We start from the raw sequence: 25353 nt of genomic DNA, 5'->3' as shown, positions 1-25353 counted from the left end.
ATGAGGGCAATAAAAAAGGCGACTGAAAAACCGTCGCCTGGAACATTTGAGATCAGCGGGTTAACAACTTACTGATCGTTTTTAACTAATCCATCAAGAAAACGCTCAGCGTCTAACGCCGCCATACAACCGGTGCCCGCAGAGGTGATCGCCTGGCGGTATGTGTGGTCCATCACATCACCTGCCGCAAACACACCCGGGATGCTGGTCTGCGTCGCGTTTCCGTGCAGCCCGGACTGCACTTTAATGTAGCCATTTTCCAGCGCCAGCTGTCCGTCGAAAATTGCGGTATTCGGGCTGTGGCCGATAGCGACAAACAGACCCGCCACATCCAGCGATTCGGTTTCCTCGTTCTGCGTCGAGCGCAGGGTCAGCCCGGTGACGCCCATCTGGTCGCCGACCACCTCTTCCAGCGTGCGATGCGTGTGCAGCACGATATTCCCGTTGCGCACTTTCTCCATCAGACGATCAATCAGGATCTTCTCTGCACGGAAGCTGTCACGGCGATGGATCAGATGCACTTCAGACGCGATGTTCGCCAGGTAGAGTGCCTCTTCAACGGCCGTATTGCCACCACCAATCACGGCCACTTTCTGGTTGCGGTAGAAGAAACCGTCGCAGGTGGCGCAGGCAGAGACGCCTTTGCCTTTGAACGCCTCTTCGGAAGGCAGACCCAGGTAGCGCGCTGACGCACCCGTCGCAATGATCAGGGCGTCAGCCGTGTATTCGCCGCTGTCGCCGGTCAGACGGAACGGACGGTTCTGCAGATCAACGGTGTGGATGTGATCGAAAATGATCTCAGTATTGAATTTTTCGGCATGCTCATGCATACGCTCCATCAGTGATGGACCTGTCAGATCGTGCGGGTCGCCCGGCCAGTTCTCCACTTCAGTGGTCGTGGTCAGCTGTCCGCCTTTTTCCAGACCGGTGATCAGCACCGGGTTCAGGTTGGCGCGTGCAGCATAAACCGCTGCGGTATAACCCGCTGGGCCGGAGCCCAGAATGAGTAGCTTACTGTGTTTGGCCGTACTCATGCGTTCCTCAGTTTCATTCGGCTGACATAGCCTGCGATTGTAGGGAATATCCGGCAGCAATGACAAGGTTTAGGCAATTTTGTTAACGATAGCTGCAAGTGGCGTAGACGATGAATGGCAACTTTGCCTGTGCAATGCGCCAAAAGGGGGCAAAACTCCGCTTAAGCGGTGCAATAGCTGAAAAAACCTCATTTAAAAACAGTAACCCAGCGGTCTGTCTGGCATCTTGTCCTGAATTTGGTGATTTTACTTTGACAATCGCCTGCGCTTTTGCGAAAACATTATCAGAAGCGGATAACATTTATCGGAACAAAACAGGTTTTCATCGCCTGTTTTGCACTTAACGCCGAATAAAAGCAGCCTGGTATGGATAATGACGCATGATGTGGACAGACAGCATGCGTCATATCGATAAGTCTCACCCACAGGCTCTGTTAGCTCACTTCAAAAATGCCCCGAACAATGAGCGTTTTCAGGGTGTGGCAGGTAAAGGGAAGGAATGAAGAGAGACAATAATAATGGTAGATAATAAGAAACGCCCCGGGAAAGATCTCGACAGAATTGACAGGAACATTCTGAACGAACTTCAGAAAGATGGTCGTATTTCAAACGTAGAGCTTTCCAAACGCGTAGGATTATCGCCTACGCCATGTCTTGAGCGCGTGCGCCGTCTCGAACGTCAGGGATTTATTCTTGGCTACACCGCACAGCTGAACCCGCACTATCTTGATGCTTCTCTGCTGGTATTCGTTGAGATTACTCTGAATCGTGGTGCGCCGGATGTGTTTGAGCAATTTAACGCCGCTGTGCAAAAACTTGAGGAAACTCAAGAGTGTCACCTCGTTTCCGGTGATTTCGACTACCTGCTGAAAACGCGCGTTCCTGACATGTCTGCCTATCGTAAGTTGCTGGGTGAGACCCTGTTGCGTCTGCCGGGCGTAAACGACACGCGAACCTATGTCGTCATGGAAGAGGTCAAACAGAGCAATCGCCTGGTGATCAAGACTCGCTGATGCGGGCAGGTGCAAAACCTGAGATATTTCGGTACACTCCTGTGAATTCATACAGGATCAGCGTCGGGCTTGCCCGACGCTGTTGCTTCTTACTTTACAGGCACCTGGAGAGTCCTCTTGAGCCAGGAATATACAGAAGATAAAGACGTTACGTTACAGTCGCTGAGCAGTGGACGTCGTCTGCTGGAAGCGTTGCTCATTCTGGTGGCGCTGTTTGCCATCTACCTGATGGTTTCACTGGTCAGTTTTAACCCTTCCGACCCGAGCTGGTCGCAAACGGCCTGGCATGAACCTATCCACAATATCGGCGGCAGCGTCGGTGCCTGGCTGGCTGACACCTTACTTTTCATCTTTGGTGTAATGGCGTACGCCATTCCGCCGGTTATCCTGGGTCTGTGCTGGATTGCCTTCCGTCAGCGCGATAATCAGGACTATTTTGACTACTTTGCTGTCGGGCTGCGCCTGATCGGCGTTCTTGCGCTGGTGGTCACCACCTGTGGCATGGCGGCACTCAACGCAGATGACATCTGGTACTTTGCCTCAGGCGGGGTGATCGGCAGCCTGGTGAGTAATGCCATCGCTCCCTGGTTCAGTCCGGCTGGCGGCACGCTGATGCTGCTCTGCGTCTGGGCGGCAGGTATCACGCTGTACACTGGCTGGTCATGGCTCACTATCGCCGAGAGAATTGGTGGGGTCGTGATGGGCGTTCTGACCTTTGCCAGCAACCGCTCCCGTCACGATGAACCCTGGCAGGAAGAGGATGAACAGGATTCGCGTGAGTATGATGACGCGCCTGTGCTGCATACCGGCGATCAGGATGATGATGTGCTGTTGTCTGCCCCCCGCAAAGCCGCTGAACCCTCACCGTCTGAGCAGGATCCGTTGCTGGCTAAAGCCGCCGCAGCCACCAGCGCGGCCGTTGCCACTACCACAGAAGCGGCCGATGTGCTGCTGACTCCGGCTGCGCCTGTTGCAGCGGCAACGCCAGGAACGGCTGCGTCCGCGGCGCCTGCAGCCGTACCGCCGTCAGCGGTGCATCCAGCAGCAGCAGAAAGCCTGTCGGCCTCGCAGCCAGCTGCGCCTGTGCAGCCGGCACCGGCTCAGAGCGCCCCTGCTTATGCGGCAGCGTCTGCGCCGACGGCAACGCAGAGTGCATCTGCTCCTGCTGCCGCACCTCCGCTTTATCACTTTGAAATGCCTGACGAGGCGCCAGCGGCTCCGGCGTTCAGTGCCTGTGACGATGATGAGCCGAAAATGGGGAACTGGCGCGACACGCCGGTCAACCCTGTGGTGCCCGCCGCAACAGCCGCGGTCACCGCCGCTGCCGCCGCCTCCCGAACCGCGACGCGCACGGCCCCGATCTTTGACCTGGCACCTGAAACGAATCTGAATCCGCAGGTTAAGCAGGGTATTGGCCCGGCATTGCCGCGTCCTAATCCGGTAAAACTGCCTACCCGCCGTGAGCTGGCCTCGTATGGTATTAAGTTACCTTCGCAGCGTATGGCTGAAGAGAAAGCGAAAGCGGAAAGCGCTGAATCGACTGCGGCTGCATCCGATCTTCCGACTCAGGAGGCTGAAGAAGCGCAGCAGCAGGCTGAACTGCGCCAGGCCTTCCAGTCTGAACAGCAGCAGCGGTATGGCGCCGGCTGGCAGCAGGATGATGAGGAAGAACAGGAGGCGCAGCAGCAGGCCGCCCTGGCGCGGCAGTTCGCCGAACAGCAGCAGCAGCGCTATGAACCGCAAGAGCGAAAAGAACCGGTCTTTAATCTGGATACCGCGTCAGCCTTTGATTTTTCGCCAATGAAAGATCTGGTTGATGAAGGCCCGTCTGAACCGCTGTTCACCATTGCCGCTACGCCGGAACCGGAAGCGCCGGCGGTTTCACATGAACCCTGGCAGCAGGTGCGTGAGGTTTCAGAACCGCAGGCTCTGGCTCAGGTTCCGGCTCCACCACGCTATGCGCCGGCAGAGCCCGCCTATGCTCCGCCAGCGGCAACGCCTGAGCCGGATTATACTGCGCCTGCTTACAGCGCCCCGGCCGCGCCTCAGGCTGCGGCCCACTCTGCACCAGCCTACGCTGCGCCCGCGGCTCCTGCTTATCATGCACCGGCTGCGGACAATGCTGCGCCCGCTTATGGTTCGCCAGCGGCACCGGTTCAGCCGGTTGAAGAAGCGAAGCCGTCACTGCATGACAGCCTGATCCACCCGTTCCTGATGCGTCATGAGCAGCCGCTGGAGAAACCTTCCACGCCGCTGCCTTCGCTGGATCTGCTGACCGCACCGCCGGAAGAGGAAGAGCCGGTAGATATGTTCTCGCTGGAGCAGACTGCCCGCCTGGTGGAGTCGCGTCTGGGTGACTATCGCGTCAAGGCGGAGGTGGTCGGCATCTCACCGGGGCCGGTCATTACCCGTTTCGAGCTTGACCTGGCGCCGGGTGTGAAAGCGGCACGTATCTCCAACCTGTCACGCGACCTGGCTCGCTCACTGTCGACAGTCGCGGTGCGTGTGGTGGAAGTCATCCCTGGCAAACCTTATGTTGGTCTGGAACTGCCTAACAAGCATCGTCAGACCGTCTATCTGCGTGAAGTTCTGGATTGTCCTAAATTCCGTGACAATACCTCTCCGCTGGCTGTGGTGCTGGGTAAAGACATTGCCGGTCAGCCGGTCGTCGCCGATCTGGCGAAAATGCCTCACCTGCTGGTTGCCGGTACGACCGGTTCCGGTAAATCGGTGGGCGTAAACGCCATGATCATCAGCATGCTTTACAAGGCGACGCCGGAAGAAGTGCGCTTTATCATGATCGACCCGAAAATGCTCGAACTGTCGGTCTATGAAGGCATTCCGCACCTGCTGACGGAAGTGGTAACCGACATGAAGGATGCGGCGAATGCGCTGCGCTGGAGCGTGGGTGAGATGGAGCGTCGCTACAAGCTGATGTCGGCGCTGGGCGTGCGTAACCTGGCGGGTTACAACGAAAAAGTTGAGCAGGCGGAAGCGATGGGACGGCCGATTCCTGATCCGTTCTGGAAGCCGGGTGACAGCATGGATATGACGCCGCCGGTGCTGGAGAAACTGCCTTACATCGTAGTGATGGTCGATGAGTTTGCTGACCTGATCATGGCGGTCGGTAAAAAGGTTGAAGAGCTGATTGCGCGTCTGGCACAGAAAGCCCGTGCTGCCGGTATTCACCTGGTGCTGGCCACACAGCGTCCTTCTGTCGATGTTATTACCGGTCTGATTAAAGCGAATATCCCGACACGTATCGCCTTTACCGTTTCCAGCAAAATTGATTCACGCACCATCCTCGATCAGGGTGGCGCAGAGTCGCTGCTGGGTATGGGTGACATGCTCTACATGCCGCCAAACTCCTCAATACCGATTCGTGTTCATGGCGCGTTTGTTCGCGACCAGGAAGTGCACGCGGTGGTTCAGGACTGGAAAGCGCGTGGCCGTCCGCAATATATCGAAAATATTACGGCGGGCGAAGAGAGCGAAAGTGCCGGTGGAATGGAGAGTGATGAAGAGCTGGATCCGCTGTTCGATCAGGCTGTCAGCTTTGTCATCGACAAGCGCCGCGCGTCCATTTCAGGCGTGCAGCGTCAGTTCCGTATCGGCTATAACCGCGCGGCACGGATCATTGAACAGATGGAAGCGCAGGGTATCGTCTCTGCACCCGGACACAATGGCAACCGTGAAGTGCTGTCGCCACCGCCACACGATATGTAACGGTTAACAGGTTGTAACACGTCTTAATGAGCCAGTTCCGACTGGCTCATTGTTTTTATGCGGTTTATCCCCCATATCTGAATCAGCTTTCGGTTTTTTCCTCTATCCTGATGGCGGAACGGCGACCAGGCTTAAAGCAGTCATCGATGGGAACGTTTAAATAAGGAATTGAAGCAGATGAAATTACGCGTAATCGCTCTGGGCCTGTTGGCCACCTTTGCTTCAGCCAGCGTGCTGGCTGATGCGTCCAGTGATCTGCAACAGCGCCTGAATAAGGTCAGCAGCTTCCACGCCAGCTTCACACAAAAAGTCACGGACAGCAGTGGCGCCAGCGTGCAGGATGGTGAAGGCGAGCTGTGGGTCAAGCGTCCCAGCCTGTTTAACTGGCATATGACCGCCCCGGACGAAAGCATCATCATCTCTGACGGCAAATCGCTGTGGTTCTACAACCCGTTTGTTGAACAGGCGACGGTCAGCCTGCTGCAGAATGCGACGAGCAACACGCCGTTTATGCTGATTGCCCGCAACCAGTCCAATGACTGGAAGCAGTACAACATCAAACAGCAGGGCGACAATTTCGAACTGACGCCGAAAAGCAGTGACGGCAATCTGAAACAGTTTACGATTCAGGTAACGCCTGGCGGAACCATCAATCGCTTCAGCGCGGTCGAACAGGATGGGCAGCGCAGCGATTATCAGCTGAAAAGTCAGCAGAATGGTGCAATCAGCCCGGACAAATTCACGTTCACACCGCCAAAAGGCGTGACGGTGGACGACCAACGTCAGTGAGGTCACGGTGAGTAACCTGTCCCTGGATTTTTCCACCGAAAATTTCAAACCTCTGGCCGCGCGTATGCGGCCAGAAACGTTGAAACAGTACATTGGTCAGCAACATCTGCTGGGTGCCGGTAAACCGCTGCCGCGTGCCATTGAGGCAGGGCACCTGCACTCCATGATCCTCTGGGGACCCCCCGGAACCGGCAAGACCACGCTGGCTGAAATCATTGCGCACTATGGCAATGCCGATGTGGAACGTATCTCAGCCGTGACCTCCGGGGTTAAAGAGATCCGGGAGGCCATTGAGCGTGCCAGGCAGAATAAGCAGGCCGGGCGGCGGACGATCCTGTTTGTGGACGAGGTGCACCGGTTCAACAAAAGCCAGCAGGATGCTTTTTTACCCCACATCGAAGATGGCACCATTACTTTTATTGGTGCCACCACAGAAAACCCCTCTTTTGAACTCAACTCGGCATTGCTGTCACGCGCCCGCGTCTATCTGCTGAAATCCCTGACGCTGGAAGATATCGAGCAGGTGCTGGATCAGGCGATGCTGGACAAGGCGCGCGGCTACGGCGATACAGATATTGTCCTGCCGGACAACACGCGCAGAATGATCGCTGAGCTGGTGAATGGTGATGCGCGTCGGGCACTGAACACGCTGGAGATGATGGCGGATATGGCTGAAACCACCGCATCCGGCCAGCGGGAGCTCACGCCCCGGTTGCTTAATGAAGTGTCTGGCGAGCGTTCGGCGCGTTTCGACAACAAAGGTGACCGCTTTTACGATCTGATTTCGGCGCTGCACAAATCCGTGCGTGGCTCTGCGCCTGATGCGGCGCTCTACTGGTATGCACGTATTATCACAGCCGGGGGCGATCCGCTCTATGTGGCGCGCCGGTTACTGGCTATCGCCTCTGAGGATGTCGGCAATGCCGATCCGCGCGGGATGCAGGTCGCTATTGCCGCGTGGGACTGTTTCACACGCGTAGGCCCGGCAGAAGGGGAGCGCGCCATTGCGCAGGCGATTGTTTATCTGGCCTGCGCACCGAAGAGTAATGCCGTTTATACCGCCTTCAAGGCCGCCATGCGGGATGCCCGTGATCATCCGGATTTTGATGTGCCGGAACATCTGCGCAACGCGCCAACGAAGCTGATGAAAGAGATGGGACTCGGCAAAGAGTATCGCTACGCCCACGATGAAACCAACGCCTATGCCGCAGGTGAAGTCTATTTCCCGCCGGAACTGGCTGACACCCGCTATTACCGTCCAACCCAGCGCGGGCTTGAGGGCAAGATTGGCGAAAAGCTAAGCTGGCTGGCTGAACAGGATCAAAATAGCCCGACAAAACGCTACCGCTGAAACAGACGTTACGGTAATGTGGGCAATGTTTTCAACGCATTCCGCCGGAGTGCGTCCCTTCTTTCAACCAACTTTTTAAACACAGGATAAGCATGCTCGATCCCAATCTGCTGCGTAACGAGCCAGACGCAGTCGCAGAAAAACTGGCACGCCGGGGATATAAACTGGATGTGGAAACGCTGCGTTCGCTGGAAGAGCGTCGCAAGGTCCTGCAGGTAGAAACAGAGAATTTGCAGGCAGAGCGTAACTCCCGATCCAAATCCATCGGTCAGGCCAAAGCCCGTGGGGAAGATATCGAGCCGCTGCGTCAGGAAGTGAACGCGCTGGGCGAACGCCTGGATGCCGCAAAAGCAGAACTGGATGAACTGCAGAATCAAATCCGTGACTTTGCGCTGGCACTGCCGAACATTCCGGCAGACGAAGTGCCGCTGGGTAAAGATGACAGCGAAAACCAGGAAGTAAGCCGCTGGGGAACCCCGCGTCAGTTTGATTTCCAGGTTAAAGATCACGTTGAGCTGGGTGAAGCAGCCAAAGGTCTGGATTTTGCGGCCGCCGTAAAACTGACCGGTTCGCGCTTTGTCGTGATGCAGGGACAGATTGCCCGCCTGCACCGTGCGCTGAGTCAGTTTATGATTGACCTGCACACTGAGCAGCATGGCTACCTGGAAACCTATGTGCCTTATCTGGTTAACCACGAAACGCTTTATGGTACCGGACAGCTGCCGAAATTTGGCGAAGATTTGTTCCACACCCGCCCGCTGGAAGAAGAATCAGACAGCAGCCACTATGCCTTGATTCCGACGGCAGAAGTGCCGCTGACTAACCTGGCGCGTGACGAAATCCTCGAAGAGGAGAGCCTGCCGGTCAAACTGACCGCGCATACGCCGTGCTTCCGTTCTGAAGCGGGTTCGTACGGCCGTGATACCCGCGGTCTGATCCGTATGCACCAGTTCGATAAAGTGGAAATGGTTCAGATTGTCAGCCCGGAGCAGTCGATGGATGCGCTGGAAGAGCTGACAGGGCATGCCGAGAAAGTGTTGCAGTTGCTGAACCTGCCTTATCGTAAGGTTTTACTCTGCACCGGGGACATGGGCTTTGGATCGACCAAAACCTACGATCTTGAAGTGTGGTTACCGGCTCAGAACACCTATCGTGAAATCTCCTCCTGTTCGAACATGGGCGATTTCCAGGCGCGTCGTATGCAGGCGCGTTGCCGCAATAAACAGGATAAGAAACCACGGCTGGTTCATACCCTGAACGGCTCTGGGCTGGCTGTAGGCCGTACCCTGGTTGCGGTGCTGGAAAATTATCAGCAGGAAGATGGCCGTATTATTGTGCCTGAGGTTTTACGCCCGTATATGAATGGCGCTGAGATCATTGGCTGAGCAAGCCTGACGGACTAAACCCGGCGCCAGCCGGGTTTTTTTATGCCCACAGTTTTAACTATCCTGCCTGATTATCGTCAAATGAATCACAAATAAACGTTATCGACAGCAGATGGGCCGTAATGCTTAAAAATCTGTATTTTCATAGGGATAGCATTTGAGTTCCTGATGCCCTGTCGGATTGTAACCCACTGAAGATTAGTAAATTAAATGGTTGAGCAGCAAAATGTGCTGCTGATAAATGGCACCCATTGACTTTAAAAAAGCCAGTGGCAAACTGCGCGCAATTTCCCTTTATCTGTTCTGGTTTCGATCCCCTATGTCAACCTGGTCACGCCCTGTGATTTTGCTGCTTTGCGGCCTGATGTTAATGACCGTAGCCATCGCCGTACTGAATACGCTGGTTCCACTGTGGCTGACCCATGACTTACTGACAACCTGGCAGGTGGGCATCGTAAGCTCCTCTTATTACACCGGTAATCTCGCAGGCACGCTGCTGGCTGGCTGGTTGATCAGACACTACGGATTTAATCGCAGCTATTACCTGGCAACCGGACTCTTTGCTGTCGCCACGCTTTGCCTTGCGACTCTTGAAGGCTTCTGGGCATGGAGTTCGCTGCGCTTTATTGCGGGCGTGGGCTGTGCGCTGATGTGGGTGGTGGTTGAGAGTGCGCTACTCTGCAGCGGAACGGTGCGTAACCGCGGCCAGCTTCTGGCAGCCTATATGATCGTCTACTACCTGGGCACGGTGGCCGGTCAGTTGCTGGTCAGCAGACTCTCAACAGAGTTGCTGAGTGTGATCCCCTGGGTCACGTCGCTGGTGTTCTGCGCGGTACTGCCGCTGGTCTTCACCCGCGTCTCCGCCAGCGCTGAAGCGGCAGAGCCCGTACCGGCCCGCATCTGGCCTATGCTTCGTCGCCGCAGTTCGCGCCTTGGCATCAATGGCTGCATTATCTCTGGTATCGTCTTAGGTTCACTTTACGGTCTGATGCCGCTTTACCTGTCGCATCAGGGAATGAGTGATGCTCACGTGGGCTACTGGATGGCGTTACTGGTCAGTGCCGGGATTGTGGGGCAGTGGCCCATCGGTCGTCTGGCTGACCGCTTTGGTCGCATGCTGGTGCTACGGGTGCAGGTCTTTGTGGTTATCCTGGGGGCGATGGCGATGCTGGCCAATGCCGCAATGGCACCGTCGCTGTTTGTGCTCGGCCTCGCGGGCTTTACGCTCTATCCGGTGGCGATGTCCTGGGCCTGTGAGACGGTGTCACACCATGAGCTGGTTGCCATGAATCAGGCGCTGCTACTGAGTTATACCGTCGGCAGTCTGGCGGGACCGGCGATGACCTCTGTTCTGATGCAGAATTACTCTGATCGCTCACTGTTTATCATGATTGCGACGGTGGCGCTGATCTATCTGGTAATGCTGCTGCGTAAAGCGAATCATCATGCCACGCCAGTGGCGCATGCCTGATCGCGGAATAACAAAAAGGGAGCCACTGGCTCCCTTTTCTGGCATTAAATGGCTTAGTACATGACTTCGTGTCCGTAGCTGGCAAGAATATTTTTTACCCGCTCCATTGTCTCTTTCTTGGGCGGCTTCACGCCATCCAGTTTGTACTCTTCCCCCATCGCAATCCATTTGTGCTTACCCAGTTCGTGGTAAGGCAGCAGTTCAATCTTCTCAACATTCTCCATGTCGCGAGTGAATTCACCCAGCCGGTGCGCAGTATCATCATCGTCGGAATAGCCTGGCACTACGACAAAACGAATCCAGGTGCGTTTGCCTTTTTTCTGCAGGTAGCGGGCAAAGTCCAGCGTGCGATGATTCGACACGCCCACCAGAATCTGGTGGATATCGTCATTCATCTGCTTGAGGTCGAGCATCACCAGATCGGTCACGTCGAGCAGTTCATCGATCACCGGATCATAACGGCGGACAAAACCGTTGGTGTCGAGACAGGTATGAATGCCTTCCGCCTTGCAGGCACGAAACCAGTCGCGCACAAACTCAGCCTGAAGAATGGCTTCGCCTCCGGATGCGGTGACGCCACCGCCAGAGGCGTTCATGAAATGGCGATAGGAGAGCACATCCGCCATCAGGGCTTCGACGCTGATCTCTTTGCCACCATGGGTATCCCAGGTATCTCGATTGTGACAGTAAAGGCAGCGCATCAGGCAGCCCTGGAAGAAGGTAATGAAGCGGATGCCGGGACCATCGACGGTGCCGCAGGATTCAAATGAGTGGATACGACCGTTAACTGACATTGCGATGTTTTCTCCAGTGAGTCTGCCGTAACAGACGGCGCAATCTCTGTTGCGCTCAGGGCAGGAAATCGATTCTGGTGGACACCTTCACAGAGACGACCACCAGAACAGACTTTTAAATAAAAGGCTCCGCGAGGAGCCTTTTTAAGCGGGTAGGGCGGTGATTACAGTGACTGAGTAAAGGTACGGGTAATCACATCCTGCTGCTGCTCTTTAGTCAGCGAGTTAAAGCGAACAGCATAACCGGAAACGCGGATGGTCAGCTGTGGATACTTCTCAGGATGCTCCATCGCGTCCAGCAGCATTTCACGGTTCATCACGTTGACGTTAAGATGCTGACCGCCTTCGATGCTGGCTTCATGATGGAAGTAACCATCCATCAGACCGGCAAGGTTGGTTTTCCGCACGTTATCATCTTTACCCAGCGCGTTCGGCACGATGGAGAAGGTGTACGAGATACCATCTTTCGCATAGGCAAACGGCAGTTTCGCAACGGAGGTTAGTGACGCTACCGCACCTTTCTGGTCGCGACCGTGCATCGGGTTAGCACCTGGTCCGAACGGTGCACCAGCGCGGCGTCCATCCGGGGTGTTACCGGTTTTCTTACCATATACCACGTTTGACGTAATGGTCAGGACAGACTGAGTCGGCACGGCATTGCGATAGGTGGTCAGCTTCTGGATTTTCTTCATAAAGCGTTCAACCAGATCGCAGGCCAGGTCATCCACCCGCGGATCGTTGTTACCGAACTGCGGATATTCACCTTCGATATCGAAGTCAATTGCCAGGCCGTCTTCATCGCGGATAGGTTTCACTTTGGCATATTTAATCGCGGAAAGTGAATCCGCCGCTACAGAGAGTCCCGCAATACCGCACGCCATGGTGCGATAGACGTCCCGGTCGTGTAAGGCCATCAGTGCCGCTTCGTAGCTGTACTTGTCATGCATGTAATGAATGATGTTCAGCGAGGTCACATACTGTTTTGCCAGCCAGTCCATGAAGTGATCCATACGCTCCATGACGGTGTCGAAATTCAGCACGTCGTCGCTGATTTTGTCGCCTTTCGGGCCCACCTGCATTTTCAGTTTTTCATCAACACCGCCGTTGATTGCATAGAGCAGTGTTTTCGCCAGGTTGGCTCGCGCGCCAAAGAACTGCATTTGTTTGCCGACAATCATCGGGCTGACGCAGCAGGCAATGGCGTAGTCATCATTGTTGAAATCCGGACGCATCAGGTCATCGTTCTCATACTGCAGGGATGAGGTGTCGATAGAGACCTTAGCGGCAAATTTCTTAAAGTTAATCGGCAGTTTCTCTGACCACAGAATGGTCATGTTCGGCTCGGGTGACGGTCCCATGGTGTAGAGGGTGTTCAGGAAGCGGAATGTGCTTTTTGAGACCAGTGTACGGCCATCAACACCCATACCGGCCAGGGATTCAGTGGCCCAGATTGGGTCGCCTGAGAACAGCTCATCATATTCAGGTGTACGCAGGAAGCGGACCATGCGCAGTTTCATCACCAGATGGTCGATCAGCTCCTGGGCCTGTTCTTCTGTCAGCTTACCGGCTTTAAGGTCACGCTCAATGTAGACATCCAGGAAGGTGGATACGCGACCAAAGGACATCGCAGCACCATTCTGTGATTTCACGGCGGCCAGATAGCCGTAGTAGGTCCACTGTACCGCTTCGGCAGCGTTGGTGGCCGGGCCGGAAATGTCGTGGCCATATTTTGCCGCCATCTCTTTGATCTGCGCCAGCGCACGGTGCTGATCGGAAATCTCTTCACGCAGACGAATCGTTGCTTCGAGATTTACGCCATTCTCCAGATCGTTCTGCAGTGAGGTGAACTGTGCGAATTTATCCGCCATCAGGAAATCGATGCCGTAGAGCGCGACACGACGGTAGTCACCGATGATACGTCCGCGACCATACGCGTCCGGCAGACCGGTCAGAATACCGGATTTACGGCAGCGCAGGATGTCGGGTGTATAGACGTCGAACACACCCTGGTTGTGGGTTTTACGGTATTCGGTAAAGATTTTTTTCAGTGAAGGATCAAGCTCACGGCCATAAACTTTGCATGAGCCTTCCACCATTTTGATGCCGCCGTAAGGAATAATGGCGCGCTTCAGAGGGGCTTCAGTCTGCAGACCTACGATTTTTTCCAGTGGCTTGATGATGTAGCCAGCGTCATGTGAGGTGATGGTTGAAGCAAGATCGGTGTCAAAGTCGACAGGCGCGTGGGTGCGGTTCTCAATTTTGATCCCTTCCAGCACGCTTTCCCACAATTTGGTAGTGGCTTCAGTTGCACCCGCCAGGAATGACTCATCACCTTCATAAGGGGTGTAGTTCTTCTGAATGAAATCGCGCACGTTGACGCTATTCTGCCATTCGCCTTCAGCAAATCCTTCCCATGCTGTGGCCAGTTTTGCATTAAGTTCGGTCATACTATACCTGCCTTAGATGAAGAGACTGTTACGGTCAGGCACAGCGGATGGGCTGTGCCATCAAAAATACGTTTAGTGTACCGGGTCACCTTTACGGAGATAGATCACCCAATAAGTCAGACCCACCAGAACGCCGCCGCCAATAATGTTACCCAGGGTTACGGGAATCAGGTTGTCGAGAATAAAGTGAGTGACGGTCAGTGAGTGAAACTGTGCTGCTGTCGCCCCTGCCGCCTGCCAGAACTCAGGTGTCGCAAAGTCGCGGATAGTAATGGCATAGGGGACCAGAAACATGTTGGCGATACTGTGTTCGAAACCACTGGCTACAAACATCGAAACGGGCAGAATCATCACCACCAGTTTATCGGTCAGGCTACGGCCGGAATAACTCATCCAGACCGCGAGGCAGACCAGCAGATTAGCCAATGTGCCCAGGCAGACCGCTTCAATAAAGGTGTGGTGCATTTTGTGATCGGCGGTCTGCAGCACATTTAATCCCCAGGCACCGTTGGCAACCATATGTTGTCCGGCAAACCACATCAGGGCGACAAAGAAGAGGGCACCGCCCAGGTTTCCGACATAAACGTTGATCCAGTTACGGGCCAGCTGGCCCCAGCTGATACGTCCACTGGCTTTGGCCACAACGATGAGGACCGTCGATGTGAAGAGATCGGCACCACATACGACGACCAGCATCAGGCCGAGTGAGAAGCAGATACCCCCAATCAGTTTGGCTATGCCATAGGGCATTGTGCCGCTGCCGGTGGTGGCTGTGATATAAAAAACGAATGCGATTGAGATAAATACGCCAGCGGTTAACGCCAGAAAGAAAGTGGTAAAGGGGTGTTTGGTGGCTTTATAAATTCCGGCATCTTCAGCAACTTTTGCCATTGCGGCCGGAAGTAATAGATTAAAAGGGTTGTCAGTTTTCACACTAACTTACTCCAGAAGTTGTCTGAAAAAATAGTAACAAAGGAGTAGTAGCAAGTAATTGATGTGGATCATGTTTGCCGGAACGGTAACCGTTTTGTCACAGGAAAACCGAATGATTTTGTTGTAAGATATTGAATTTATTTAATTAAATATTTTTTAAAATATGCAGGATTATTTTAATGTCAGGTCTGTGATTGCCTGCCCGGAATGGCATTTGTAGTTGATTGGTCATCCGCATGTTAAACAAAACAATGGGATGTTGCGGGAAAGGGATTTAATACAGCTAATGTTTCATGAAAAGAAAATAGCATGGCACCCGGTAAATGCAGTGCCATGCCGGATCAACTATCGACCCGCTGACGCGTCAGGAATTACGCGTTTTTCCAGTAGTGGCGTTTGGCCGTTTGCAGTTTTTCGTAAGCCGCAAGCAGAGACTGATGAGCCGGGAATGCCAGCAGCTCATCATCAACCGCCTGAAGTCCGTTAAACGGCTGTTCACCACTGATGGCGGCCGAGGCGGCTTCCACTGCGCTTTCACCATACATCCGCGTGAAGGCATGATGGTATTGCAGCGGGTCACGCTCATCTTCCATCGCTAATAGCAGCAGGGTCTGCAGGCAGCGGTAGTAATTTGCCCGCTCTGGCGTAAAGACAGAGCTGTTAAATTCCATTGTCCACTCTGTCCAGATCAGGGCCTGCTCCAGATCGCCACCTGCCAGAGCCAGCATCGCCTTTAATTCACCGATACGCAGCGTCGACCAGCCGTTATCTTTACCGGTGGCCAGACCCAGCAACTCGCGGACGCGGGTAAAGTCATCGAAACCTTCGTCATCCAGTTGCCCGATTAAATCGAGATACTCTTCCGGATTCCAGTTGCTGTCAGGCAGTGCCAGCAGGGTTTCACGTATGCCCGCTCCCATGCTGTTATTTGCCAGGAAGAGGTCTTCTGCCGGATAGATATCAGACATGCCAGGCACGATGATGCGACAGGCGTAGACACCCAGATGCTCATAGTCAGCGATATAGACTTCCTGATCTTCTGAAGCAAAGATCGCCATCAGCGTGGCAAACTCCTCTTCAGTACTGCCTGCGAAGGACCAGTCCACAAAGGGATAATCCGCCGTCTCTTTAAACAGATCCCAGGAGATCAGGCCGCTTGAATCAATGAAATGAGTTTCAAGGTTGGCGTGCTCGGCGACTTCTTCATCGTCGAACGTCGGTGGGGTAAACACATCCAGATCTTTCAGGCTTCGGCCCTGCAGCAGCTCGGTGACGGTACGCTCCAGCGCAACGCCAAAATCGGGATGCGCTCCAAAGGAGGCGAAACAGGTGCCGTTGGCCGGGTTAAACAGCACCACGCAGATCACCGGATATTTACCGCCCAGCGAGGCGTCGTAGGCGAAAATCGGGAAACCTTCCGCTTCAAGACGGGCAATCGCTTCGATCACGTCAGGGTAGCGCTGCATCACCTCATCCGGGATCGCCGGCAGGCTGATAGCTTCAGCAATAATTCGGTTTTTGATGTAGCGCTCAAACACCTCAGAGAGCCCCTGAACACGCGCTTCATTGGCCGTGTTACCCGCCGACATGCCGTTAGAGACATAGAGGTTACCAATGATATTCATCGGGATATAAACGGTTTGCTGGTCGGACTGGCGGGTAAACGGCAGGGCACAGATGCCCCGTTCAGCATTACCGGACTGCAGATCGATTAATCCGGACGCCGTCAGCGCCTGGTCTGGATCGTAAAAAGCGCGCAGACGCGGGTCCAGAATCCCTTCAGGCAAGGATTCATCCTCAGGGACAGCAAACCATTTTTCATTGGGATAGTGAACAAAATCGCCGTTCGCGATCTTTTTTCCAAGCCAGAAGTCAGCAAAGAAATAGTTCGTTGAGAGACGCTCAAAATATTCGCCCAGCGCGGAGGCCAGCGCCGCTTTTTTACTGGCGCCTTTGCCGTTAGTAAAACAGAGCGGGCAATCGCGGTCGCGAATATGCACAGACCAGACATGGGGAACAGGATTCAGCCAGGAAGCTTCTTCAATATTAAAGCCAAGATCCTGCAGCTTATTCTGGAAACGCGCAATGGAGTCTTCCAGTGCGGCATCTTTGCCCGGGATAAATGTTTGCGTCATAGTGCCGCTCTCTCAGTTGTCATAGGGTGCGTAAAGCGCGCCATGATACGGATTTTGCCTGAAGACCGCTATCAGGGCGGGATAAATTTACCGCCGTAGTTTTCCATTACTTCGCTTTACCGGCCAGACGCACTTTTATCGTGCTGAACGGCGCCTCACAAAATTCCGTGCAGGTTTGCATTGGTAACATAACATCCGGCGCGGCAGAGTCAGAAAATGTGACCGCCTCCTGATTTATGATTGCAGCTATCAGAATGCAGTGATAAAACCGGATGATTATTCATAACCGTTCGATATGACAGTGGTGAGGGGAAATGACGCAGGTTTATAATTTTAGCTCTGGCCCGGCGATGCTACCGGTAGAAGTGCTCCGTCGTGCAGAACAGGAACTGACGAACTGGCGCGGTCTGGGTACCTCTGTAATGGAGATCAGTCACCGCAGTAAAGAGTTTATTCAGGTGGCTGAGGAAGCCGAACAGGACTTCCGTGATCTGCTAAAAATCCCGGCCGGTTACAAAGTTTTATTCTGTCATGGGGGCGCACGTGCGCAGTTCGCTGCCGTGCCGGGCAATCTGCTGGGTTCAGCGACAACGGCCGACTATGTTGATGGCGGTTACTGGGCGCACAGTGCCATTAAAGAGGCGGAAAAGTATTGCTCCCCGCGCACGCTGGATGTCAAAACAACCCGTGACGGTAAACGTGCCATTCTGCCGATGCGCGAATGGGCCGTCAGCGAAGCGTCCGCTTACCTGCACTACTGTCCGAATGAGACCATCGACGGCATCGCTATTGATGAACAGCCCGATTTTGGCAGCAAAACCGTGGTCGCTGACTTCTCCTCTACCATTCTTTCACGTCCGATTGATGTCAGCCGTTATGGTGTGATCTATGCCGGCGCGCAGAAGAATGTGGGCCCGGCTGGTTTGACGCTGGTCATCGTACGCGAAGATCTGCTGGGTCAGGCACACAGCTCTGTTCCCTCTATCCTTGATTACAAAGTTCTGGCCGATAACGACTCCATGTTTAACACGCCACCGACTTTTGCCTGGTACCTTTCGGGTCTGGTGTTTAAATGGCTGAAAGAGAAAGGCGGTGTAGCTGAAATTGATCGCATCAATCAGGCAAAATCTGACCTGCTTTACGGTGTGATTGATGGCAGCGACTTCTATCGCAATGATGTGGCGACAGAAAACCGCTCGCGGATGAACATTCCTTTCCAGCTGGCCGATGCCTCACTGGATGCGCTGTTCCTGGAAGAGTCATTTAAGAATGGATTACATGCGCTTAAAGGACATCGTGTAGTAGGTGGTATGCGCGCCTCTATTTATAATGCGATGCCGCTGGAAGGTGTTAAGGCCCTGACTGACTTCATGGTCGATTTTGAACGCCGTCACGGCTAACCGATAAGATATCAGCGCTGATGCTGATGCCAGACCTCGTCCTGCGACGAGGTCTCTGTATTTTTTGAGGATTTCGTTTCACATGCAGGACTCCCTGACTCTCCAACCGATTGCGCGCGTCGACGGCACGGTAAATCTGCCTGGCTCCAAGAGCGTTTCCAATCGTGCACTGCTGCTGGCTGCACTGGCAAAAGGCACCACCCGACTCACCAATTTACTCGACAGCGATGATGTAAAGCACATGCTTAATGCGCTGACCGCACTGGGCGTCAGCTATACCCTTTCAGACGATCGCACCGTGTGTGAAGTGACAGGGAATGGCGGCCCGCTGCACGCCACACAACCACTGTCGCTGTTTCTGGGGAATGCCGGAACCGCAATGCGCCCGCTGGCCGCAGCACTTTGCCTGGGTCAGCACGATGTCGAACTGACCGGCGAACCACGCATGAAAGAGCGCCCAATCGGCCATCTGGTGGATGCGCTTCGTCAGGGTGGAGCGGCCATTGAGTATCTGGAAAACGAACACTATCCGCCGCTGCGTTTACGCGGGGGGTTTACCGGCGGTGACGTCAGTGTGGATGGCAGCGTCTCCAGTCAGTTCCTGACGGCACTGCTGATGACTGCGCCGCTGGCTCAGCAGGACACCTGCATCACCATTAAAGGCGATCTGGTATCGAAACCCTACATCGACATCACGCTCAATCTGATGCAGTGCTTTGGCGTCGACGTTGAAAATCAGCACTATCAACGCTTCCTGATCAAAGGTGCGCAGCAGTATCAGTCGCCAGGGGATTACCTGGTCGAAGGCGACGCCTCTTCCGCCTCCTATTTCCTGGCCGCTGCCGCGATTAAAGGCGGAACAGTTCGGGTCACCGGTATCGGACGTAAGAGTATGCAGGGTGACATCCGTTTTGCTGACGTGCTGGAAAAGATGGGCGCGAGCATTGAGTGGGGCGATGACTATATTGCCTGCACCGCCGGAAAACTGCAGGCGATCGACATGGATATGAACCATATCCCGGATGCGGCGATGACCATTGCGACCACGGCACTGTTTGCAGAAGGGACAACGCAGTTACGTAATATTTATAACTGGCGGGTAAAAGAGACCGACCGGCTGAGCGCGATGGCCACTGAACTGCGTAAAGTAGGCGCAGAGGTTGAAGAGGGCCATGACTACATCCGCATCACGCCGCCAGCGACACTGATTCATGCGGATATTGGCACCTATAACGATCACCGCATGGCGATGTGTTTTTCTCTGGTGGCGCTCTCTGATACGCCGGTCACCATTCTTGATCCAGGCTGTACGGCAAAAACCTTCCCGGACTATTTTGTGCAGCTTGAGAAAATCAGCCTGCGTGCCTGACAGACCTTCTCCGGTGCGTTCCCGCACCGGATTTTCCCTCATTTAATCTGGCTTTAATCGCCCGGATATCCTCTTATTTGACTAAATTTTCCCAGCCGCTCAGTGCGAAAGGGTAACCAAGCACGGCTATGCAGCGTATAATGCTAACCATTAAGGGTGGCCGACAGGCCATGAAGCACGCAGCAACAGGAGGGAATAATGACAGTAACTGCCCCGGTCATAACTATCGATGGGCCAAGTGGCGCGGGGAAAGGAACCCTGTGCAAAGCCATGGCAGAATCGCTGCAGTGGCATCTGCTGGACTCCGGTGCTATTTATCGCGTGCTGGCGTTAGCCGCATTGCATCATCAGGTGGATATCGATTCGGAAGAGGCGTTAGTGCCGATTGCTGCACACCTTGATGTGCGCTTTGTCTCTCAAAAGGGTGAAATGCAGGTCATACTGGAAGGGGAGGATGTCACCGGCGAGATCCGCACGCAGGAGGTGAGCAACACCGCTTCCCGTGTCGCTGCCTTTCCCCGGGTGCGCGAAGCACTACTGCGCCGCCAGCGTGGTTTCCGCGAGATGCCGGGTCTGATTGCGGATGGCCGGGACATGGGCACCGTAGTTTTCCCGGATGCGCCAGTGAAAATTTTCCTGGATGCCGGCCCGGAAGAGCGCGCCCGGCGCCGTATGCTACAGTTGCAGGAAAAGGGCTTTAATGTTAACTTTGACCGCCTTTTAGCCGAGATAAAAGAGCGCGACGACCGCGATCGTAACCGCGCAATTGCGCCTCTGGTCGCCGCTGGCGATGCACTGGTATTAGACTCGACTGAGATGTCTATCGACCAGGTCATTGAAAAAGCGCTACACTATGCCCGCGAAAAGCTGGGCATCCCGGCTTAACTGAATTAATAACCCTGTACCACGGATCCGGTGCAGGGCATGTGAAACAACCCCATCCGACATGAAGTCAGATGGACGTTAAATTGAAGAATCCTGAAGATTATCAATATGACTGAATCTTTTGCTCAACTATTTGAAGAATCCTTAAAAACAATCGAAACCCGCCCGGGTTCTATCGTTCGTGGCATCGTCGTTTCTATCGACAAAGATGTCGTTCTGGTTGATGCGGGTCTGAAATCTGAATCTGCAATCCCTGCAGAGCAGTTCAAGAACGCAGCCGGCGAACTGGAAATCCAGGTTGGCGACGAAGTTGATGTTGCTCTGGATGCAGTGGAAGACGGCTTCGGTGAAACCCTGCTGTCCCGTGAGAAAGCTAAGCGTCATGAAGCATGGATCACGCTGGAGAAAGCTTACGAAGACGCTGAAACTGTTACCGGTGTTATCAACGGCAAAGTTAAAGGCGGCTTCACAGTTGAGCTGAACGGTATCCGTGCGTTCCTGCCAGGTTCACTGGTTGATGTGCGTCCGGTGCGCGATACGCTGCACCTGGAAGGCAAAGAGCTTGAGTTCAAAGTAATCAAGCTGGATCAGAAACGCAACAACGTCGTGGTTTCACGTCGTGCCGTTATCGAATCTGAAAACAGCGCAGAGCGCGATCAGCTGCTGGAAAACCTGCAGGAAGGCATGGAAGTTAAAGGTATCGTTAAGAACCTCACTGACTACGGTGCATTCGTTGATCTGGGCGGCGTTGACGGCCTGCTGCACATCACTGATATGGCGTGGAAGCGCGTTAAGCATCCAAGCGAAATCGTTAACGTTGGCGATGAAATCACCGTTAAGGTGCTGAAGTTCGACCGCGAGCGTACCCGTGTTTCTCTGGGTCTGAAGCAGCTGGGCGAAGATCCATGGGTTGCTATCGCTAAACGCTATCCGGAAGGCACCCGCCTGACCGGTCGTGTGACCAACCTGACTGACTACGGCTGCTTCGTGGAAATCGAAGAAGGCGTTGAAGGTCTGGTACACGTTTCTGAAATGGACTGGACCAACAAAAACATCCATCCGTCTAAAGTTGTTAACGTAGGCGATGTGGTTGAAGTTATGGTTCTGGACATCGACGAAGAGCGTCGTCGTATCTCCCTGGGTCTGAAGCAGTGTAAATCTAACCCATGGCAGCTGTTCGCTGAGACGCACAACAAAGGCGATCGTGTTGAAGGTAAAATCAAGTCAATCACTGACTTCGGTATCTTCATCGGCCTGGACGGCGGCATCGACGGTCTGGTTCACCTGTCTGACATCTCCTGGAACGCGACTGGCGAAGAAGCCGTTCGTGAGTACAAAAAAGGCGACGAAATCGCTGCCGTTGTACTGCAGGTTGATGCAGAGCGCGAGCGTATCTCTCTGGGCGTTAAACAGCTGGCAGAAGATCCGTTCAACAACTACATCACTCTGAACAAGAAAGGTGCGATCGTCACCGGTAAAGTGACTGCAGTTGATGCTAAAGGTGCTACAGTTGAATTAGCAGACGGCGTTGAGGGTTACCTGCGCGCTTCTGAAGCTTCACTGGACCGCATTGAAGACGCCACTCTGGTTCTGAACGTTGGCGACGACGTTGAAGCTAAGTTCACCGGCGTTGATCGTAAAAACCGTGTCGTAAGCCTGTCTGTCCGTGCGAAAGACCAGGCTGATGAGAAAGAAGCTATCAACACTGTTAACACCAAACAGGAAGAAGGCAACTTCTCTAACGCGATGGCTGAAGCGTTCAAAGCGGCTAAAGGCGAGTAATCGACCTGAAGCACCGGGTGGGCAACCACCCGGTTTCGGTAAAAGCTGTCATACTTTCCCTGAGGGATAAACCGGAGGTTACATGACCAAGTCAGAACTGATTGAAAGACTGGCGGGACAGCATACTCATATACCGGCGAAAGTCGTTGAGGATGCAGTAAAAGAGATGCTCGAGCACATGGCCACGACGCTGGCACAGGGTGAGCGCATCGAAATCCGGGGATTCGGCAGCTTTTCTTTGCACTATCGCGCTCCGCGCACCGGGCGTAACCCGAAAACGGGTGACAAAGTGGATCTGGAAGGTAAATACGTTCCCCACTTTAAGCCAGGTAAAGAGCTGCGCGATCGCGCAAATATTTACGGCTAAGCCGATACCGAACCCGATAAACGACATCTCCGGATGTCGTTTTTTTTTGCCCGCTATCCTGTCTGCGATCGGCTATCCACGCTGTTCTCATCTGACGCTATCCATCACAAGTTCTTTGCGAGCCCGCTCGGGCCAGCCCAATTCTCTCCTGTTACTTTCTCCTGAGGGGTTCAGACTTACCGAACTGACCCGATGGATATGATTATGCTGACATGGACTGTTCTGGCGCGACTGACGATTGTGGCCACACTGCCGCTACTGCTGATGGCCCGGCTGCCTTCAGGCCAGATGATACTGATGTGTCTTCTTACCGGTCTGGCGCTGCTGCATTCTCCTTGTCAGCCCGTTCGTCTGATCGGTATCACGCTGCTGCTTCTGAGCTGGGCGTGCTACGACGCCCGTCTGATGGTGCGGGACATTGAATATTTCTCTGCACGTAACAGGAGCTACACGATTCAGATCGCTGAACTGCGCCAGGCGCGCAGGCAAATCCAGGTTCGCCTGCTGGAAGAAGAGGGCAGAAGGATATTTCCGCCGCGCTTCGCCTGGATCTATTTCGATGCTGACTCAGCGCTCTACTGTCCCGGACAGCGCTGGACGATGCAACTGCGTCTGCGACCGGTCCATGCCCGTCTCAACGAAGGCGATTTTGATGCCCAGCGTTTCGCGCTCGCTAACAATACGCCGCTACAGGGTCGGATCCTGAAGCAGGTCGCAATTGATGAGCGCTGTGACGCGCGCTGGCGGTTTATTCTGGGGCATCGGGAGAGCACCCGCGGCCTCGCTTCACGGGCGACGCTGGAAGCGCTGGCGTTTGGCGTTCGTGATGAGATGAGCCAGCAGACGCGTCAGCTTCTGCGGGAGACGGGCACTGCGCACCTGATGGCGATCTCCGGTATGCACATCGCCTTAGCGGCCAGCACCGGCTGGCTGATTGCGCGCGGCGTGCAGTTCTTTTTGCCAGCCCGCTGTGTCGGCTATCTTTTTCCTCTCATCGTGAGCTGGCTGTTCGCCGCACTCTATACCTGGCTTTCAGGCGCGCAGCCGCCCGCAGAGCGTTCATTGCTTGCCCTGACGCTATGGGGAATAACCCGGACTGCCGGTATTCAGCTGAACAGCTGGCAGGTCTGGACATTCTGTATTGCACTGCTGCTGGTGGCAGAGCCCTTAACCGTACTCTCTGACAGCTTCTGGCTCTCGGTACTGGCTGTCGGCATGCTGCTGGTCTGGTATCACTGGTTTCCCTTGCCTGCCGCGCTTCGGCATCAACGACGCTGGCTGCCGCTTCAGCTGCTGCATCTGCAGGCGGGCATGATGATTTTAATGGTACCGCTGCAGGTGGCAATTTTTAACGGCATCAGCCTGACGGCCCTGATGGCAAATTTCGTCGCGATTCCGGTTGTCTCATTCATTACCATGCCCCTGATAACGCTCGCCATGCTGTTGCCGGTCACACAGCTCTCCGGCTTCTTCTGGAGCGCGGCCGATCTTTCCCTGCGAGCGCTGTTTTACTGCCTGAAGCAGCTGCCGTCGGGCTGGTATCCATTGAGTGGCACAACCTGGTTTACGGTCATGGTCTGGGGCGGCCTGATCCTCTGGCGCGCGCAGCTCTTTTTCGCTTTTCCTGTGAGCAGCAGCGCGATAGCCCTGGCGATGATACTCAGTCGCCAGCCCAACCAGGAACGGGGCTGGCGTATCGATATGCTGGATATCGGACACGGACTGAGCCTGGTGATCAGCCAGGGCGACGAGGCGGTGATCTATGACACCGGGCCACGCTGGCAGAACGATAATGCAGGCAGTCGGGTGATTATTCCATGGCTGGAGCGCAGGCAGCTGCGCCTGAAGCAGGTGATCCTCAGCCATAAACATCTTGATCATACCGGCGGGCTGGATGCGATCAGAAAGCGCTGGCCCGCGGCGGAAATCAGAAGTGCGCTGGCGGACAGGACGCACTTACCCTGTGTGCGTGGCACGCAGTGGCGCTGGCGACAGCTCACTTTTCGGGTCATCTGGCCGCTGACGGCCCCCTTACCCGGTGGAAATAACGACTCCTGCGTGATGATTGTTGATGATGGTCAGGTGCGGCTGATGTTAACCGGCGATATTGAAGCCAGGGCGGAGCGTCAGCTGGTGGCCCTGGAAAAGGAGGGATTGAAAGTCGATATCCTGCAGGTGCCGCACCACGGCAGCCGCACTTCGTCCACCTCACTGCTGCTGCGCAAAGCGGCAGGCCACACCGCCATCGCCTCTCTGGCGCGCTACAATGCATGGCGTATGCCTGCAAAACGGGTCGTGGAAGCCTATCACGCCGCCGGTTTTCACTGGCTGGATACCGGGCAGTCAGGGCAAATCAGCATCAGGATAGAGCAGGGCAGCGTGCAGGTTTTCAGCCTGCGGGATCAATTAATGCCCCGTTGGTATCATCAGTGGTTTGGCGTCAAACGTGATTCCAGGTAGAATGGCCGGCTA

18 protein-coding genes are annotated in these 25353 nt (G+C 54.6%); 13 read left to right on the top strand and 5 right to left on the bottom strand.

Going from position 1 to position 25353, the window contains the following annotated elements; translation table 11 throughout:
- Positions 1-68: 68 nt before the first annotated feature.
- Positions 69-1034, bottom strand: a complete 966-nt coding sequence (gene trxB / locus OXR04_RS07235) for a thioredoxin-disulfide reductase (RefSeq protein WP_009091134.1) — start codon at positions 1032-1034, stop codon at positions 69-71.
- A 110-nt stretch (positions 1035-1144) separates the two neighbouring features.
- On the opposite strand from trxB, the gene OXR04_RS07230 reads away from it, so the two are divergent.
- The 7 genes from OXR04_RS07230 (at position 1145) to OXR04_RS07200 (ending at position 10769) form a co-directional block, all read left to right on the top strand.
- On the top strand, positions 1145-1378 hold the full coding sequence (locus tag OXR04_RS07230) for a hypothetical protein (RefSeq protein ID WP_141629822.1): 234 nt from the start codon (positions 1145-1147) through the stop codon (positions 1376-1378).
- A gap of 174 nt (positions 1379-1552) precedes the next feature.
- Positions 1553-2047: a leucine-responsive transcriptional regulator Lrp gene (lrp, locus tag OXR04_RS07225; RefSeq protein WP_006118610.1), complete on the top strand. Its 495-nt coding sequence runs from the start codon at positions 1553-1555 to the stop codon at positions 2045-2047.
- Between the two features lie 117 nt (positions 2048-2164).
- A complete protein-coding gene (locus OXR04_RS07220; protein WP_267372433.1) occupies positions 2165-5773 on the top strand; it encodes a DNA translocase FtsK 4TM domain-containing protein in 3609 nt (1202 codons plus the stop codon).
- 177 nt (positions 5774-5950) lie between these two features.
- Complete coding sequence (gene lolA / locus OXR04_RS07215; protein WP_009091130.1) at positions 5951-6562, top strand: outer membrane lipoprotein chaperone LolA; 612 nt, start codon at positions 5951-5953, stop codon at positions 6560-6562.
- Between the two features lie 7 nt (positions 6563-6569).
- The gene (locus tag OXR04_RS07210; RefSeq protein WP_267372431.1) at positions 6570-7913 is read left to right on the top strand and encodes a replication-associated recombination protein A; all 1344 of its coding nucleotides are present in this window, start codon (positions 6570-6572) and stop codon (positions 7911-7913) included.
- Positions 7914-8005: 92 nt separating this feature from the next.
- Positions 8006-9298 carry a serine--tRNA ligase gene (gene serS / locus OXR04_RS07205; RefSeq protein ID WP_058957459.1) on the top strand — a complete coding sequence of 431 codons (1293 nt, stop codon included), beginning with the start codon at positions 8006-8008 and terminating at the stop codon, positions 9296-9298.
- Between the two features lie 319 nt (positions 9299-9617).
- Entirely contained in the window at positions 9618-10769 is a 1152-nt protein-coding gene (locus OXR04_RS07200; RefSeq protein ID WP_009091124.1) for an MFS transporter, read from the top strand.
- 53 nt (positions 10770-10822) lie between these two features.
- On the opposite strand, the gene pflA is transcribed toward OXR04_RS07200, so the two are convergent.
- The 4 genes from pflA to ycaO all read right to left on the bottom strand — a co-directional run bounded on the left by pflA (position 10823) and on the right by ycaO (position 17078).
- Positions 10823-11563: a pyruvate formate lyase 1-activating protein gene (pflA, locus tag OXR04_RS07195; protein WP_009091122.1), complete on the bottom strand. Its 741-nt coding sequence runs from the start codon at positions 11561-11563 to the stop codon at positions 10823-10825.
- A 164-nt stretch (positions 11564-11727) separates the two neighbouring features.
- Positions 11728-14010, bottom strand: a complete 2283-nt coding sequence (gene pflB / locus OXR04_RS07190) for a formate C-acetyltransferase (RefSeq protein ID WP_009091120.1) — start codon at positions 14008-14010, stop codon at positions 11728-11730.
- Between the two features lie 72 nt (positions 14011-14082).
- Positions 14083-14943 carry a formate transporter FocA gene (gene focA, locus OXR04_RS07185; protein ID WP_267372417.1) on the bottom strand — a complete coding sequence of 287 codons (861 nt, stop codon included), beginning with the start codon at positions 14941-14943 and terminating at the stop codon, positions 14083-14085.
- A gap of 371 nt (positions 14944-15314) precedes the next feature.
- Positions 15315-17078: a 30S ribosomal protein S12 methylthiotransferase accessory factor YcaO gene (gene ycaO / locus OXR04_RS07180; protein WP_009091116.1), complete on the bottom strand. Its 1764-nt coding sequence runs from the start codon at positions 17076-17078 to the stop codon at positions 15315-15317.
- A gap of 314 nt (positions 17079-17392) precedes the next feature.
- On the opposite strand from ycaO, the gene serC reads away from it, so the two are divergent.
- From serC to OXR04_RS07150, 6 genes are all read left to right on the top strand, one after another.
- Positions 17393-18478: a 3-phosphoserine/phosphohydroxythreonine transaminase gene (serC, locus tag OXR04_RS07175; RefSeq protein WP_009091114.1), complete on the top strand. Its 1086-nt coding sequence runs from the start codon at positions 17393-17395 to the stop codon at positions 18476-18478.
- Between the two features lie 82 nt (positions 18479-18560).
- A complete protein-coding gene (aroA, locus tag OXR04_RS07170; RefSeq protein ID WP_267372415.1) occupies positions 18561-19847 on the top strand; it encodes a 3-phosphoshikimate 1-carboxyvinyltransferase in 1287 nt (428 codons plus the stop codon).
- Positions 19848-20045: 198 nt separating this feature from the next.
- Positions 20046-20732, top strand: a complete 687-nt coding sequence (gene cmk / locus OXR04_RS07165) for a (d)CMP kinase (RefSeq protein ID WP_009091111.1) — start codon at positions 20046-20048, stop codon at positions 20730-20732.
- Positions 20733-20840: 108 nt separating this feature from the next.
- Entirely contained in the window at positions 20841-22514 is a 1674-nt protein-coding gene (gene rpsA, locus OXR04_RS07160; protein WP_009091109.1) for a 30S ribosomal protein S1, read from the top strand.
- 82 nt (positions 22515-22596) lie between these two features.
- Positions 22597-22881, top strand: a complete 285-nt coding sequence (gene ihfB, locus OXR04_RS07155) for an integration host factor subunit beta (protein WP_003849360.1) — start codon at positions 22597-22599, stop codon at positions 22879-22881.
- Positions 22882-23085: 204 nt separating this feature from the next.
- On the top strand, positions 23086-25341 hold the full coding sequence (locus tag OXR04_RS07150) for a DNA internalization-related competence protein ComEC/Rec2 (RefSeq protein ID WP_267372411.1): 2256 nt from the start codon (positions 23086-23088) through the stop codon (positions 25339-25341).
- The last annotated feature ends 12 nt before the right edge of the window (positions 25342-25353 follow it).

It is taken from the genome of Pantoea sp. GM_Pan_3 (assembly GCF_026541045.1).
GTDB classification, from domain to species: domain Bacteria; phylum Pseudomonadota; class Gammaproteobacteria; order Enterobacterales; family Enterobacteriaceae; genus Pantoea; species Pantoea anthophila.
Note: the sequence above shows the minus strand (reverse complement) of the source record. Positions and strands in the feature narration are given on the sequence as shown.